Below are 17,226 nucleotides of genomic sequence, written 5' to 3' on the forward strand. Positions count from 1 at the left end.
CTTTCTATTACTTTATTTTGCAAGAAGTGCTGCTATTGCCGTTATCGCTATTGATGTATTATTATCTTCATTTTGCTTTTTAATAATACATGAAAGCTTTAAGCATAATGCAATAATTATAAACAATAAGTATATAAACGTTCTGAAAGAAGATGCATATATCGTGGCTGAAAGCCCCATAACTCCTCTTCCTAACACTGCAATAGTCAACATTCCAGTTAGAACAATTTTATCTTTAATTTTCTCTGGTAATTTCCATGTTAAATAAAAAATTATCATTACCGTAACAATTGTTATGATAAAAATTAACGTGGCATAAATGTTTTCTCTTGGACTAACCAAATCATAAAAACCATACATATAATCCTCTGTATATGCTACTTTATCAATACCACATAACTTTACTAAATAAACTAATAAAATTGGTTCAAATGCTAATATCATAAAATGCAATTTATTTGATCTTATGCTTAAGTATGCAAGTAAAATCAAATACATGTAGAATAGTGAGACTCCCGTAAATAGCAGTGTTACTACAGTTGTTGAATATCCGTGGAACAACTTTGTAGCCAATCCCCAGTTTTCATATTGTGGCAAATAGGCATACATTTCAGATTTACTATGCATTCTTGCCAAGTGACCTGGTATAAAAAATGTAAATATTTCACCAACAAAACTAATACATGTAATAATGATTGCATTTTTAATCATCATCCTATTTTTATTGTATTTTATAACAACATATGTCAATAATATGGCGCACAAAACCATTGTTATTCCGCCTTGATCTTGATTTGTTGCGTAAAATATACTCGGAATGATGCATAGATAATGCCAATTCATATTTTCATTGAAGATAATGGATCTTTTATATAAATAGAAAACTAATAGTATACAAAAAGATGTGTATACATAATTAGTCTGAGTACATATAAATCCCGCGCTAGATAAATAGTCTCTCGGAATCATTAACATTAGAATACATGTTAGCATATAGTCTGCCGGTTTTGATTTGGTGAACAGCTTAACCAAAAGTAACGCAATAAATACCCATATACATATGTCAAAAATTTTCCATAACCATAAAGGTATTCTTATAAATGCATCTGCTAAAGAGTCTGTAAATATTTTGCCAATTGACCAAAATCGTCCTATAAAAAAATCTTTTAAAGTAACCCCTTGATTCATTTCTTCAACAAATACCGCATCATCTGAAGTGTATGGCCACGGAATTCTTTCTATTACCAGAACTGCGGTATAAATCAAAATCACTATTACGGACTTTATTTTATCAATCTTCATTATCATCATCCTTTTTTTCGTACTCATTTAATGCTATTTGTTGTGATAATTTTCTAACACGTTCTGATGCTCTTGAAAGTGCTACTGTCAAAGAAAAAATGATAGCTAAGGTAAACATTATACCTAAGAAAAAGAGCATATTTGTTACGCTATATACCCCCAACAAATTTGCAAGGTGCATTAAAAAGCCAGGTATTAAAACAGCAATAATCATTAATATGTCAACAAATATCCATATTAATGCATATTTTAACTGGAGTTCTTTTTTTTGAATAAATTTAAGAATTCCAAGCAACGCAATTACAAGTACAATAAATATAAATATCTTTAATCTTGTCGTTTCCATATAAATCCTTTTCCTCTTGAAACTTCAACAAATATAGCTAAGGTTACTTTAATCATATAATACACTGATTTTCGTGCATTAATTGATGATTCCCCTCCTTGTCTTTCATTCATAATAACAGGTATCTCAATCACTTTATATCCCCTAGCCACCAATTGAACATCAGTTTCAGGTTCTGGATAATCGCTTGGATAATCCTGAGAAAACAATTTAATAGCTCTTTTACCTACCATTCTTAATCCAGATGTAGGATCTGTTATTCGTTGCCCTGTAAGAATTCTAATAAGACCTGAAAAATAGTTGATGCCTATTCTTCTCATAAAACTAGACTGAAAGCCTTCATTTTCCAAAAATCTTGAACCTATAATCATATCAGCGTCTTCTTCAGCTAGTTTATTTTCCATCTCCTTTAAAAACTCCGGGTTGTGCTGCCCATCTGCATCTACCTGCACGGCAATATCATATCCATGTCTTGAAGCAAATCTATATCCCGTCTGAACAGCACCACCAATACCTAAATTTATTGGCAAGTTCAAATGCGGAATGTTATTATTCTCACATACCTCTCTTGTATGATCTAACGATGCATCATTTATTACTATTACATCGTAATCTGGAGATAGCTCATGTGCCCGTTGTACCGTTGATGCTATATTAAGTTCTTCATTATATGCTGGTATAATAATTAATTTTTTCATTTTTTCTTAGCTTTATATTTACTCTTTCTTTTGATACAGTTATAAAACCATATTTATATTGAAAATGATTCCAACATAAATATAACAAAATCCATAGAATAATACCGATTTTCTTATAGGAAGAGTATTTTTTGAACCAACTATTGCATAAAAGAAAGGCAATAAACAAGGTATGAAATATCTACCTTGGATTCCTGTTAATACTTTTTCCCCGTAGGTTGTCATCAAAAATCCTGCACCTATTATTAGCCCTATTTCAATTAATGCAACTGCTAATAATATTATACGGGTATACATTTTAAGACATATAATTTCATCATCTGTTTTTATGTATACTGCCATAATTGTTAATACTATTATGCATATAATTAGATATTCCGGCATATTTGATGTTACAGCCATTTTAGAACCAAACAATTCTTTTATATATGTTGTTATGTTTGCTTCTATTGTATTAACCACAATTCTAACTGATTCTATAGGATTGCTAATTACATCACTAATACCATAATATGTCTTTAATGATTTAACCGCTGTCACAAAATTATTTGCATTTACTGATCCAGAATCTGCTGTAGTAACTATAGCTGATTTTCCTTCAACATATGTGTATGCTTTGTTAACTATTATATTAATAATCGGAACCGAGAGTATAAATGATAGTGTTTTAAATACTCTATCTTTTATGTTTTCAAAGCATTCATTAGGTATAATAAAAAACAATAATAAATGTACATAATATACTGCTTTTATTGGACCAAATAAGCATATCAAAATAATAAGTAGTATTATAGCACTCCATGTTAGTGGTCTTTTATCTACAGCCACCTTCATAATGTAAGCTGTAAATATTAACGATAGTATAATAATTACTGCATCATAATTTAACGATGTCACCTGTTGTAGGAGCATTGGATTAATCATTAAGATTACTGCCAATTCCCTTTTATAAGGCAATACCTCCAATACATATTTACATGCTAATAAATAAGTTATAAAAACAAAAATTCTTGCCAATGTATATGTCTGTATAAAGTTTAAAGACAACATTCTTCCAATAGTTATCCCTATAGCTGGTATTAAATGACTAATTGGATAAATCAATGTATTTAACCATGTACCTGCCGTTCTTTCCCCCACCAATATAGTACTCATAGACTTGTCAATATCACTAAAGTCAAATACTTCATCTATTAAAAGACAATAATTCTCATTTGAGTTGCTATCATTGTCTAACTTATAACGATACTCTCCTTCAATTTCAATAACATTACTTTTTCCCATAATAATATTGGAAAGCATCAAACTTGAATAATAATGATAATCATCATCATTGACAGCCCCTGGTGAAACCATCAATAGAACTATAGTCCCCATTATACCAACTATAAAGATGCCGTATCGCTCAATATTTTTATTTCTGCAAAACCAGCATATATTGATTAATACCAATAACAAACTTAACGATATAACAGCAAATATATTTGTATGTGCTTTAGATAATGAAAGTGCCACATAGCCTTCAAGTGGACTATTATATGTACATTCAATAAATGTAATGCTATTATCCCTGTTTATTAAATCTTGCGCACCAGTCATCCTTATTTCTATACAATTCTCTTTTTCCAAATTAGGCGCCTGCACAAATATGTCATACGTACTTCCTCTTGAAAGTGGTGTATTTAAATTAAACTGTACCCAGCCGGTTCTTTCCGATAAATCTGCTTTAGACATATTCCATGTTTGTGCATATGTCCCATCCTCGTTTGCAATGGATACGACGAAGTCACCATCATAATTCCAATCAGATGCAGATATTGGTAAATCTATCGTATCAATATTATCTATATTGCACTCAAAAGGTTGAATCAATACTATTCCACTGTAAATTGGCATATAAAAATCATAATCATTTTGAGTTTTTTCAACATAATAATGTTTTATAGGATTAAGTCCGTGAACTATATAAAATAATCCAACAAGACATAAGAATACTATATTTACAACAATCAATGATTTATACTTTTTCAACCAACCTAAACACTTACTATACATGTTTTCTCCTGCAATTATAATAAAATACTAATTCAACAAGAATTAATATCATTATCGCCAAAGCAATCCTTGTCCATTCTTTACTTATATGTCTACCATATCCGACTACCTTAAAAATCAAGTTACCTTCTTGTTTAACACCAGCCACTTTTAGTTCGGTAGTATCGTATTCTCTTTTTTGTTTTTTTATGGTTACCGCCTTGTACGGATCAGTGATATCTGATGTTACTTTTATTAAACACTCATGACCATACAAGTCATACGCAAAAGGATCATTCACTTCTAGAGTTAAATAGGAATTACCCACAATTTCCAAAACATCGATATCCCACGTATCTATTACCTGGCTATCTGTATTATCAATTAGTTCAATACTTATCGTACCTAAATTATTTCTTTCATAGGTAAACATATATAAGCTTATATAAGCAACAGTGTTTTTGTCGCACACAAAGGTTTGTTCAACATCATTTCCTGTGATTAATTCGCATACATTTTCCAATTCATTCGCATCAACGATTGCATTATTAATAATCGTATCTTCAAAATAAGAAACTGGAAAGTCTCGTTTAACAAAATCCATTACTATGGGGAACAAAGAAATTATTCCAAATGATATAAATAACAATACATATGTTCTTTTTTTTAACTCAATATTCCTTTTTCTTATAAAGAATATTAATATCAATATAATGATAATTAATGGAAAATACCATAAAAGTAAGTTTATCATTTATTACCTCTTATTCATTAGTCTTGATTAGATATTTTTTTAATTTGCCTTCTATATATCTCAACATCTCATACACAAGACTGTCATGCAACAGTAATAGCACTATAAAATATGTGCTCATTCCTACCAACACCAATATAGCCGTATTTAGTATACTTGCTTTAAAGTAGTTAGATAAAATAGAAATCACAAAAAGCATTGCTATTCCTGAAATCCAATACTTAACGCTTGAACTAATAATCTTACATATTTTTAATTCACGTCTTAAATAAACAAAATATAGGACTGTTCCAATTCCTTCAGCTACAACAGAAGCAATTGCTGCACCGGAAGAATAATATCTACCTATTAACAATGCATTAAGAAGCATATTGCTCAGCATAGAGGCAATAATAATTCCTGTGTATACATTCTCGCGCTTTGTTGGCACTAAATACTGCACACCACTGATAGTATTTAATCCTAAGAATATAATAAGGAAGCTCAAGATATACAACAATCCAACAACCGGTTCATAACTTTCACCAAAGAACCAAGGCACAAGATTATTTGCTATTCCAATTAGCCCAAGACACAATGGAATAGATATCATCCATACAAACTTATATGACTTATATGTATATTCTTCCATTAAATCTTTTTTATTATTACTAAAATAATAACCTATTCTTGGAACCATTACGACACTGAAAGCATTAATTATTGTAAATGTAAGCCTTACAACCTTGGTCGCTTGCTCATAATATCCATTTTCAAAAGAATTATCAGCTATGGCTCCAAGCATTGTTTTATCCAATGACATAAAAATCTGACTTGCAATCGTTGGTAAAAACAGTGCTGTACTTGTTTTGATATTATTCATTGGATGGATATTCTTTAAATCTGGTAATTTAATATATTTAGGCATGAACAACCACAATGATGCATTACCTAAAAACATAAAGAACATATTTCCAAATGCATATATTAATAATCCATTTGCATCCTTTACAAAGATAAAAATATATGCAATTCCAATCAGTTTGAAAACAAAATTTCTTCCGACAGTTTTTCCTACTTCCTCCATACCATAGAAAAACCAAGTAATATCAACCATTCCAGCTAAAAGTCCAAAAATCAGCATAAAGAATACCGCACTATTCTTTTGATTAGCTGCAAATACGATATACACTGCTATAACAATTGTAGAAGTAAGAAACTCTAATAGTTTTGTTTCCCAAAATATCTTTGTTCTTTTATCTATGTCATCCCTGTAATATGAAAGCTCTCTCTGTCCAAATGTTCCCAAGCCTAATGATGCAAACATTTTAAAATAAGTCAATATTGACTCTGAGTAACTATAAATACCAATATTGTCTGCGCCTAAAACTCTGGATATATAAGGGGTAGTTATCAATGGAGCTATTATTATTAAAACTTGATAACAAAGGCTGTATACAAAATTTTTCTTTAAATTCTTCATTACTGTTTCTAATTACATATAAAAATGCTCGATCCAAGCATCTATATCATGTTTCTTCTTTAAATCTGTAGTATCTGTAAATGGAAGATTCATGAACTTATCAATGTCCTCCAACTTATCATCTAATATATAAATATTGTTTTCGTTGTAAAACTCTTCGTTTTTCACAGCGCCATTTGTTGTGAGTAACTTCTTTTGGAAGAATAAAGCTTCTAACGCTCTAAGTGTACAACCAATCTGCCCACTCTGATTTATCTCCAAAATGGCTTTACTTTTACTAATTCTCTTTCTTATTTCACCATATGGTATGTTTGGCTTGTTCTCACCTATAACATCAAATCGGTAAGTGATATTATTAGCTTCAAGTACTTTCGCCAGTTTATCAAGCTGTTCCTTTCTGCCTTTATCATGGCCTACAAAGTATACATCATATTCCACATTTGATTCAGCTAACTCTTTTGAGTCATAGTAATACTGGATATTTTGATTCATGCCATATTTCTTACAATCATCTGAATCAAAAGACCAAATTTCTGTTTTTTTATCATCAATAAGTTGTGGCAAGCTTTTCTCATTAACCGGATTCCAATACCAGTATATTATTCTAATATCTTGCTTTTGAGCACGAATCCATTTAGGAATTGTTCTAGTAAGTTCACTGGCATGAACAATTACAGTATCATAATTTACTACAGTGTTTTTCCAGGCTCCATACCACATGCTTGCTCCTGGCAAAATACCATTCAACCAAAGCCTTCTGGCAGCTCTGCCAAACTTGCTTGTAACTGGAGCAAATAAAATATCTGCATGTAAACCAGAATCAATCCATGCATTAAACATTGGATCTGCTTCTTTTACTGTCTCTGTAAGCACTATTATTTTATTTTTATCTATTAGTTTATCTTGCATTAGCTTATCCTTGATTTATTTGCCTTTTTTCTTCTTTGCTGTAATGCTATATATCCTGCTGCACCAACTGGCGCCATCAGAATCATCATTAATCTACTTGGAACATTTTTAAACATTGTTCCATCTTTTATTAATATACAGCAGGAAATATACCCTATATAACCTCTTATTAGTGGCTGTAAAAACTTGCCGTGAATAATGTGCTGTCTATAGTCTTCCCTGAACCCCCTAGGGTTATTAAACATACAGTTGTAAACATCAGCTGTGTATCCGTCTGTCTGGTATTCCTTTATCATTAAAGGCTCTGCTAACATTATTAATGGCTTGTCTGGCAACTGAATGGTCTTGTAATCTTCACCAACAAGCTTTTCCCCTGGGTAAACTGGTGCATCTAACGTTGCCTTCATGTATCTATTATTAAATACATTTACCAGATCGCCACCAATTTTATATTTGTATTTAAACTCTTGGTATGTAGCTGTATGAATATCAGCAGGAAATTCCGATGAAATTAAAGTACCATCTTCATACATACTTTTGGCGAAAATACCAACACAATCTTCGTTTCCATATTCTCCCCAGCAGCGTAATATCTTTTCAACTGCATCATCTACTAGCCAATCATCTGAATCCACACCAAAAATAAGTTCTGTATCGCATATGCGATATGCTGTATCTCTAGCTGTGTGGATACCACCATTATTCTTGTAATAATATCTTACCTCAAATGGTGATTGGTTCATCCATCCCTGCACTAACTCTTTAGTGCCGTCAGTAGAACCATCATCTATTACCTGCCAAACGAAGTCATGATTGGTCTGCTTTAATAAAGACTCATATACTCTTGGCAATAGCTTTTCTCTGTTGTATGTAGGTGTATAAACTGTTAATAAAGGCATTTTATTTTCCTGTGCTAATTATTTTTTCCTTTTATTAAATCTCTGAACGATGCAAAATTTTCTGAGCCGAATGTGTTTCGCATAGAACCAACCAAATATCTGCGTATTCTTCCTTTGAGTGAGCTATTATTGGTTGAGCTTGCGCGCCAGCTGCAATCAAAATGATGAATCACATAGCTCTTTTTAGACGGCTTATTCCATAGTCTTGAAAAATTGTTTGGGCAAAAATATATCTGTGGGTATATCTTTAAATCCCCTACCAATTGTTCCTTGCCATTTGAAATCATTCCCATTTCCTTTAGCTTATTAGAAATGAGCGTAACATTTGTGGTCATATTTAGGCTGCCATCATCATTAATAAATGGCATATGGTTGTATGTTTCTATCAGCTCGCCTAGCAGTGGATGATTCTTTTCAAAGCCGAGCACTGCTGTAACAATGCAATCCTTTACTTCAAATCCTGTAAAGGCTTTGTTGGCAAGAAATTCATCGATGGGTTTTAGAGCTTCAATATCTGTATCAAAGTAAACGCCACCCATCTGCTGTAAAGCATAAAGCCTTGCATAATCAGAAACAAAAGCCCACTTTCCGGCTTCATATGCTTCTTTTGTGTACTGGCATATGTTTACATCGAAATTATCCTCGTTCCACTCTATTATTTCATAGTCAGGCAAGTACTTCTTCCAACTTTCAATACAAGCCTTAACTAATCCACTTTTTTCATTTCTACCAAACCAACAATAATGTATTATTTTAGGAATCATAATCTTTCTTTACTTTCTGGTGTAACATTCCTGCAAGAAATAATGAAAAAATCCATATTTGTGAACTATCACTTATACTTTGAATTGGCTCAAACCAAAAGAACACATTCAAAGAAATAAATGCACCAATAATTAAATATTTCACACTTCCTATTTTCTTACTAAAGCATATTACAATGTCTTTTAAAACTAGTAGATTATGGAATACTAATATAATAAATACTCCTAATCCAAATTCTCTACCGTATTCAAGCCACATATTATGTGTTGTTGTTATATCTGGATCTATAGTAGTTATAAACCCACCATTTGGATTAGCAATTAGTAATTGCAAGCCTTGTAATGCGACCTGGAATCGAATGTTGTGAAGTATTCCACCATCTCTATTTAAAAATAAATCTTCATTAGAAGAGAGTATTATTTTGCATATGATAAGCAATAAAACTGCTACACATACAACTCCTGCTCCTATTAATATGCGTTTTTTTGTAATAGCTTTTATATAATCGTTTCTATTCTCAACAATATAAATTATAGTCAGCAGTATAAATGTAAGGATAAAGTCTAGAATAACCATTCTTCCTCTAACTAATAAAGAATTTATTATTGAAAGAGCTACCATGACGGATACAATAATGAACTTACGCAAATTACACTTATCCTTTTGCTCCCTATTTTTTACTAAAAAATAAAAGAATACTCCCAAAAACATAAGATAATTGGACATATATGCTGTTCTTGCCATGAAGATGTTAAAGATACCTGTCCAACCAGAAGCCAATTCACCATTAGCAAGCTCTCGATATGCAAACAACATATCTATTGCAGCCTGTAAATACATGCCACAACTTAACATCATCACTCCAGTGACTATTTTTTTATCTGTTAAATCATCTTTCCCTAACCAAAATGAACCTAACATATATGCTACTATTGGTGCCAAGAATTTGTATACTTCACCTTCTAGCTGATACTGTGCATCATGTGCTGCTATAAGAATCATTGCCATAACTAATAACATGACCTGATTATCAATTACAACTCTTTTTTGTTTAATTATATTGAAAATGACAAATACTCCGCCAAACAGACAAAACATCCACAACTTCAACACCGGATATGAAAATGCATATACAAACAGCAATATCGCACTAATTATAAACATCCAGTCAATCTTACGATTTATAGCATTCATGCTCTCTTTTATCTCCAATATACTATGTATCATTATTTCACTTTCTATCTAACTGCGTTATTCTTAAGCTTCAATTCTTGGTATGTTATCTCGTGATAATAACTAGTTTTCTAATATTCTCTCTCCAAACATATCATAATGATCTGGATATAAATTATCATAATAATCTTTCAACTTTAATAAATCTTCTTCAGAGAATTCACTGTTCTTTCTATAGATTATTACATTCACTCCATCTTCGATTTCTCGACTGTAAATCTTTTCAAAATGTTGACCTAAATATGATTCTTGATTCATAACGTTGTCATTCAGATATGATACAACCTCTTGTCCATCCGGAAGATGTAACTGCACTGGATCCGTAGCAACTATATATTTAGCTGTAAGAAATCCTGAAGGAAAACCATCTCTTAAATCTACATCGCAAGTTCCTTGCATCATTGGTATTGCATTTCCTGAGTTTGGCATGTCTATTTTTCTTAATATATCACTATTCAATATTGAGCCCGACGCTGTCACATAAATGCTATCTTCTGTTCCAATCGTTAATTCATTTAATACACTTTTTATTACTTGTAAATCATATAGATCATTTCTAGTAAGCGGTATATATCTTATTGCAAAAGTCTTTCCACACAAGTTATCTGGCAACACAGGTATATATGCAAAACAAAAGTTTAGCACGAATAATAAAGCTCCAATACTGCCTAATAGTTTAAAGCATTTATCTTTTATGGCCTCATTTTTCCATATATAAATTACATTATATATTATGATTACTGTCCCAACGAAAAACATTGGATTTAACATCATCCTATGATGTGTATCCATTATCTGTGTTTGCCAAAATATTATTGTCTCAGATAATCCTAAAATAATAATACTAATAATATTAACTCTATATTGGCGATTTATGAAACAAAGTAGAATAGCTATGAGCAAAGTAAAGAAAGCTGCTCCGCCAAAAGAAGTTATTAATGCATCTATCTTACTCTTTAATTCCCAGTTGTATGCACTATACATATCTCCATAATCGGTTAGAAGAGCATTAAGAATAAAGTCTTTAAATAATATCAACAATAACCCTATGCTTATTCCTCCAATCATTACAAAATCCAATATGATACTTTTAAGATAAAAAAATCCATTCTTTACTAATATACATATGGCTTTTGTAAGTAAGGCGACAACATAGCCTATAATAAAGTATACTATGTATCTTCTGCATATCCAACTAACCACCATCATTAAGGCGATTGCTATATTTCTGGTTATTTGTATCCGCTTAAAATCATAATCCCAAAACAACCATATCAATGAAAGAATTGGAATATAACAAGCAATATCAATATATCCCCTCAGCATTGTGTAATAATTTGTAGGCATAAGAGCTGCTACAAGAATTCCTATCAAGAATGCATAGAAAGGTGAAACTTTATTTATTGATTCAAAAATCTTTACGCTCACCAATCCCGATAAAATAATTACCGGAACCAGAAAAAATATTGCACATACAACTACATACTTTCTAAATGTATATCCAACTATTTGTAATGGTAGTGATATTATTGTTGGCAAAAAGATATTATAGTCATCTTCATTAATGGATAACATTAAGCTTTGAAAGGTCTCTTTAAATGAATAGTTGAACATTTCATTCATTCTATTAATTGATTTAGACCAATATCCGCCTAAATCCCAATAATAAACGTAACTATCCTGTTTAATCCATATAGCTACAAAGAGTACTGAACACACTATAATGACTAGAACTAGTAATACCCTTTTTATATTAAAATTTCCAAGTAAATTACTAATCTTTTTAATTCCACCATCTACGCATAGAGCCCAAGCACACACTCCATAAAAGAAAAACATGTACAATAAACAGAATAATATATGCATTACAATACTCCAATCAAATCATTATCTTTCAAATAGTTTTCTCCAACCTTTACAAATAACGAAGCTTTTATTTCTGTACTATTAGCCCATGTATCCACAGGAATTCCTACAACAAACTCATCATCCTGTACTCTTACTTCATATGTATATGTTTTCGTTCCATCAGTTAACTGTAGAAAACACATATCCCCCGGTGTTAATAAATCTATCTTTCCAGAAACCATATAGTATGAAAGACTATTTTCAGTTATTACAACGTCACCAATTTCCCAATCAGCTATATCTTTTTCTTCCCAGTTATCCGGATTAGTTGCTACCGAATACGCATCACTATTTCCATCAGAATACACCCATGAAATATCTATATCTTCATCATAGTGTTTTCTAATGAAATCTCTTTTTTCAAATAGATAGCGCTCGTCAATTATATAGACATGGTCATTTTTAACCAATGCCTCATATGGACTCTTATCGCTTCCAAATTCAGCCGATTTTTCATAAACATCAGGAAACAATGACATACATCCTGTATCCAAGACACAATTATCAAGAACGCCAAACTCTGGGCACTGGAAAATGCCATATGCATCAAGTATAGGTGTTGTGTAATTTATAAGAAAAAGGTCTGCATTATCGCTCGGATCGATAGTGTCCAAAAAGGTCGTAAATGCAGTAGAATCACTAAGATTCACATCAATCTTTTCTGACGATAGCAAATGCCTATCTGATAATGACAATACAAATGCACCAGCTATAAAACCAATTGTCATGGCCTTTTTTCTTTTATATTGGTTCTCGTTATAACCACATGCAAAATAGTATAGTCCTATCGATAATGCTACTACCCATGGTATTATTCCCACTCTATCTGGATATCTATTATTAAATACCAAATAATATGTTTCCATTAGCATTAGTAATGTAGTAAACGCTATTTCCCATCTTTTACTGATGTTTATAACAAACGCCAGTAACAATACTAATACAGCAGTCCAAAACAAAACATGGGTCATGCAATATTTGACTGAATTTTTTGCAGCTTCTTTTAGATTGTGTAATGAAACTTCAGGTTTTTGTTCGTATTTTGTCATTCGCTCTAGTGCATCCACACTAAACACGTTCTTATCCGAAAAATGCCACCCTAAGGCAAATACCATATCATCAGAATCAAATCCTATGTCATCCCAATCAACTGAATCCCATATCTCTTCTGGCAGTGTGCCATAGTCGACCGCTCCATTTAATAATTTGAATCGATAGTTTGCTTCACTCCATCCTTCCGAACTATAAGCTACTTGATTGACACCCCAAGGAATCATGACTGCTAAGGCTATTATCAAAAGATATTTAATCTTTTTTATTTCTATTTTTCTATTAAGTATATCCTCTACAAAAATTACAACTACAAAAGCCAATACCATTGCAGCCACCTTGAAGCGCAACAGGCCGCCCCATGTAATAAGAATAGTAGCTATAATTAGTTCTGCTTTGTTAGGATTATCCAAATCATGAATTGCATCTATAAATGTAACAACACCTGCTGCAAGTGCTATCATTGCAATCTTTGAAAAATTAATCTGTTCATAAAGATACGAGTATATACATAAGAGAAAAATAGCATTAAGTAAGAAAGCAAAGGACTTGTTCGATATTTTATAAATAGTAATTTTTGCTATTGATGCCAATGAAATAAATGATATTAGAATATAAGCTACTACCATCCAATTACATATAGGCAGGAATTTGAAGAGTAAACACATGATTGCCCCATATATAACATTGCTAAACATTACAAAGGGACTATACTCTCCAAATACACCGCTGAAATACGTAAGCTGATAAAAATCATCTATAGTTTCGTATTGAAAAAGATTCATTGAATACAGCCACAGCAGAAAAAGCATATGCATCACTACATATGCTCCAAACCATATCTTGCTGTTATCTCTTATCTTTTCTATTATCATTCTTTTATATCCTATTTGCTGTTAGAACTGGAAGTAAATAAATTCCTGTCCAGTAATATCCATTGAAAATATAATCATTATCATGCAGCTCCAGTAAAGCGCATATCTGATAATAAAGTTTTTGCTTGAAATCCACTCTACTAAAAGTGTTTTGTTTTGCTTGTCTCCTCTAGCTCGCATTACACTTGATATAAATAATATCAGTGTTCCAAGCATAAGCATTGCCATATTTCTAATATCTAGCCCTAGTGCCCACAAATCCACTTTTATATTTACAAGGTTTGCAAGGTAGAAAGAATTCTTAAATACAGTAAATGCATCGCTAATACTATTAGCTCTAAAGAATACCCATGCTATATCTACAAATATAAAAGTCACTATAATCTTGCAAACATAAAGTACTTTGTTTTTAGGATTTATGCTCAGCACTTCAAGAAGCTTGTCTGTATGTGACTTTAACAAATCCTCGATGATTTGATAAATACCATGAAGCACTCCCCAGAAAATATATGTAAATGCAGCACCATGCCACAATCCACTTACAAAAAAAGTAACCATGATGTTGAAATACTTTCTAAGCTGCCCCTTGCGATTTCCACCAAGTGGAATATAAAGGTAATCCCTGAGCCAAGTGCTAAGTGATATATGCCATCTACGCCAGAAATCCTTTATAGATGTGGCAAAATATGGAAGATGGAAATTCTCCATCAAATCATATCCAAGCACACGTGCAGCGCCAATTGCTATTGTAGAGTAGCTCATGAAATCACAATATATCTGCAAAGCAAATAAAACGCTAGCTAATACAAGCTGATAACCAAAATAGCCAGATACATTATTATACACTGTATCTACTAGAATTGCACATCTGTCAGCTATTACAAGCTTTAGGAAATAACCCCAAAGCATTGTCAGAAGTCCGCTTCGTACATTGTCGTAGTTGAACTCACCCGGTGTAGCAAGCTGCTTTAGCAAGTTCTTTGATCGCTCAATTGGTCCTGCCACAAGTTGTGGAAAGAATGATACGAACAATGCATATCTGAATGGGTTCTTTTCTGCATATATCTCATCACGATACACATCCATGGTGTAGCTAAGGGCCTGGAAAATATAGAATGATATACCAACCGGAAGAACTACATCCACGGCGGGTACATTCATTGTAATACCGAGCTTTGCAAAGATTCTTTCCCATGTATCAATAGCAAAGTTTATATACTTGAAATAGAAAAGCATTCCTATGTTTAATATAAAGCTTGCTGCCACTATCCAGTTTTTCTGGCGTAGAATTACTGCATCTGACTTGCCAGAATTTTTTACATGCTCCATAAGGATACCGCTAAGATAAGTAACCAAAGTAGAAGCCATAAGAAGCAATATGTACTTTGGATTCCAGCACATGTAATAAAAATAGCTACAAATCAGCAGCCAATAATTTCTAACCTTTTTAGGAAAAAGAAAATATAATAATACTGCTATAGGAAAAAACAATATAAATTGTGTTGAATTAAAAAGCATTATAATCCCCTTTTTTAATATACATACTCGGAAAAACCATTATTTTTGTCATATGTCACATTTTTTATGCATACAACTTTTTGGTTCGTATTATCAATTACCATAATACTGATTCCATACTCATCTGAAACACTCCAGCTCGAATCACTTTGCCCTGGCATTGATACTAAAAGACGCTCATCATCGTCTTTAATTTCTATCTCATCTACTTCAGTTCCAGCTGTATTACAGTAGTATACTTTTCCCGCATTATCGGTAAGTCCTAAATCATTTGCTTGAGTTATTTTAAACGGTGTACCATCAATAAATGATTTTTCAAATTCACTAATGCAGTTCATATTGTCATAAAGAAGAATTGTATAATCTCTATCGCCGGCGAACTTGAAAATATCTGCAGTCATGTTTTCCATCTGAATACTATCATCAATAGCAAACATCTGGCGTGGTGTATATGTGTCTGCATCTTCGAATACATCATGGTAGTTTGTTTTTATATATTCACTAAACTTTAACGCACCGTCATTGTTTAAGTGTATTTCGTCTGCAAAATCTTCAGCAGTAAATATATGCTGTCCCCAGTCAAATGTCACATTATCGTATTTTTCAACGTATCTGTTATAAAAGACCTTTACTGCTTCAATGTATTCATCTGACATTGCACTATTATCTGGAAGTGGTGGCTTTACAATGTGTACTGCAATACCATTTTCCTGACAAAGTGCTATGGTCTTATCGAAATATGATTCATAAAGTTCATCTGCTGCAAATTGAGTGTATGGTCTTGCCTGAGATGTAACAAAAACTTCATTTCCTAGTGTAGTGTATCTGCCTCTATGTAGCTCGATTTTATCCATAGCCGCGACATTTGTTTCATAGCCTCTAACATTTTGTATATCATCGCTCTCTTTATCTTGAGTTAAAAAATTATTAAGGCTAACTATATACTTGCTAGGAAAATATACTTCAGTAGCTATTAAATCCGCATAAGCTCCATTGTGATAAAACATTCCAGTCTCATCATTTATAGCATTTGTTAACAGTTCCATATTATCTATAAAACTAAATCTATGAGCCGGAACTATTTTATCCCAATAGGCTTCTGTGTATCTGAAATGAGAATCATGATAGCTGAGAAAAACGTCTGTAGGAGCATCATTATGAGCCAAATAGTCTTTCAACACATAATAGCCCTCTACTGTGGAAGATCCTCCCACAGAAAGATTTATCATGGAATCTGATATTACCTCTGGCATGTAAGCGCTGTTACATGAACTATCACCTATAACCACAACTTTATAATATTTATCCTGCTTTGTTTCAGTAAACTGTTTATTCCAAAAAGTGTATGCAAAATCCTCATTGGAATAATACATCTTTCCATAACACAAAAATAATGACAATCCCCATATTGGTGCAGACACAAGTCCGCATTTTATTATTAATTCTAATACCTTGTTTTTCACTTTTATGCCT

General features: G+C 32.1%; 14 protein-coding genes. All 14 read right to left on the reverse strand.

Features of this window, described 5'->3' with window-relative positions; all coding sequences use genetic code 11:
• Nucleotides 1-12 precede the first annotated feature (12 nt).
• Nucleotides 13-1,302 carry a hypothetical protein gene (locus tag E7274_RS02595; protein WP_304173479.1) on the reverse strand — a complete coding sequence of 430 codons (1,290 nt, stop codon included), beginning with the start codon at nucleotides 1,300-1,302 and terminating at the stop codon, nucleotides 13-15.
• Nucleotides 1,292-1,648 (reverse strand): DUF2304 domain-containing protein, encoded by a 357-nt coding sequence (locus E7274_RS02600; RefSeq protein WP_304173481.1) that lies wholly within the window; start codon nucleotides 1,646-1,648, stop codon nucleotides 1,292-1,294. The genes E7274_RS02595 and E7274_RS02600 overlap by 11 nt, the downstream gene beginning before the upstream one ends.
• Entirely contained in the window at nucleotides 1,630-2,346 is a 717-nt protein-coding gene (locus E7274_RS02605) for a glycosyltransferase family 2 protein (protein WP_304173483.1), read from the reverse strand. Before E7274_RS02605 ends, E7274_RS02600 begins: the two co-directional genes overlap by 19 nt.
• 39 nt (nucleotides 2,347-2,385) lie before the next feature.
• Complete coding sequence (locus E7274_RS02610; protein WP_304173485.1) at nucleotides 2,386-4,401, reverse strand: DUF2142 domain-containing protein; 2,016 nt, start codon at nucleotides 4,399-4,401, stop codon at nucleotides 2,386-2,388.
• Complete coding sequence (locus tag E7274_RS02615) at nucleotides 4,394-5,134, reverse strand: hypothetical protein (RefSeq protein ID WP_304173487.1); 741 nt, start codon at nucleotides 5,132-5,134, stop codon at nucleotides 4,394-4,396. The genes E7274_RS02610 and E7274_RS02615 overlap by 8 nt, the downstream gene beginning before the upstream one ends.
• 10 nt (nucleotides 5,135-5,144) lie before the next feature.
• Nucleotides 5,145-6,596 carry a flippase gene (locus E7274_RS02620; protein ID WP_304173489.1) on the reverse strand — a complete coding sequence of 484 codons (1,452 nt, stop codon included), beginning with the start codon at nucleotides 6,594-6,596 and terminating at the stop codon, nucleotides 5,145-5,147.
• Nucleotides 6,597-6,608: 12 nt separating this feature from the next.
• Nucleotides 6,609-7,505, reverse strand: coding sequence for a hypothetical protein (locus E7274_RS02625; protein WP_304173491.1), 897 nt, complete (start codon nucleotides 7,503-7,505; stop codon nucleotides 6,609-6,611).
• On the reverse strand, nucleotides 7,505-8,404 hold the full coding sequence (locus E7274_RS02630; protein ID WP_304173493.1) for a glycosyltransferase family A protein: 900 nt from the start codon (nucleotides 8,402-8,404) through the stop codon (nucleotides 7,505-7,507). Before E7274_RS02630 ends, E7274_RS02625 begins: the two co-directional genes overlap by 1 nt.
• Nucleotides 8,405-8,418: 14 nt before the next feature.
• The gene (locus E7274_RS02635; RefSeq protein WP_304173495.1) at nucleotides 8,419-9,168 is read right to left on the reverse strand and encodes a glycosyltransferase family 32 protein; all 750 of its coding nucleotides are present in this window, start codon (nucleotides 9,166-9,168) and stop codon (nucleotides 8,419-8,421) included.
• Nucleotides 9,158-10,363: a hypothetical protein gene (locus tag E7274_RS02640; RefSeq protein ID WP_304173497.1), complete on the reverse strand. Its 1,206-nt coding sequence runs from the start codon at nucleotides 10,361-10,363 to the stop codon at nucleotides 9,158-9,160. The genes E7274_RS02635 and E7274_RS02640 overlap by 11 nt, the downstream gene beginning before the upstream one ends.
• Nucleotides 10,364-10,465: 102 nt before the next feature.
• Nucleotides 10,466-12,268, reverse strand: coding sequence for a hypothetical protein (locus tag E7274_RS02645; protein WP_304173498.1), 1,803 nt, complete (start codon nucleotides 12,266-12,268; stop codon nucleotides 10,466-10,468).
• Nucleotides 12,268-14,235 carry a hypothetical protein gene (locus tag E7274_RS02650; RefSeq protein ID WP_304173500.1) on the reverse strand — a complete coding sequence of 656 codons (1,968 nt, stop codon included), beginning with the start codon at nucleotides 14,233-14,235 and terminating at the stop codon, nucleotides 12,268-12,270. Before E7274_RS02650 ends, E7274_RS02645 begins: the two co-directional genes overlap by 1 nt.
• Nucleotides 14,236-14,256: 21 nt before the next feature.
• Complete coding sequence (locus E7274_RS02655) at nucleotides 14,257-15,753, reverse strand: MBOAT family O-acyltransferase (RefSeq protein ID WP_304173502.1); 1,497 nt, start codon at nucleotides 15,751-15,753, stop codon at nucleotides 14,257-14,259.
• Between the two features lie 14 nt (nucleotides 15,754-15,767).
• Nucleotides 15,768-17,216, reverse strand: a complete 1,449-nt coding sequence (locus tag E7274_RS02660; RefSeq protein ID WP_304173504.1) for a hypothetical protein — start codon at nucleotides 17,214-17,216, stop codon at nucleotides 15,768-15,770.
• Between the last annotated feature and the right edge of the window lie 10 nt (nucleotides 17,217-17,226).

This window comes from Pseudobutyrivibrio ruminis (genome assembly GCF_015057245.1).
GTDB lineage: Bacteria > Bacillota > Clostridia > Lachnospirales > Lachnospiraceae > Pseudobutyrivibrio > Pseudobutyrivibrio ruminis_E.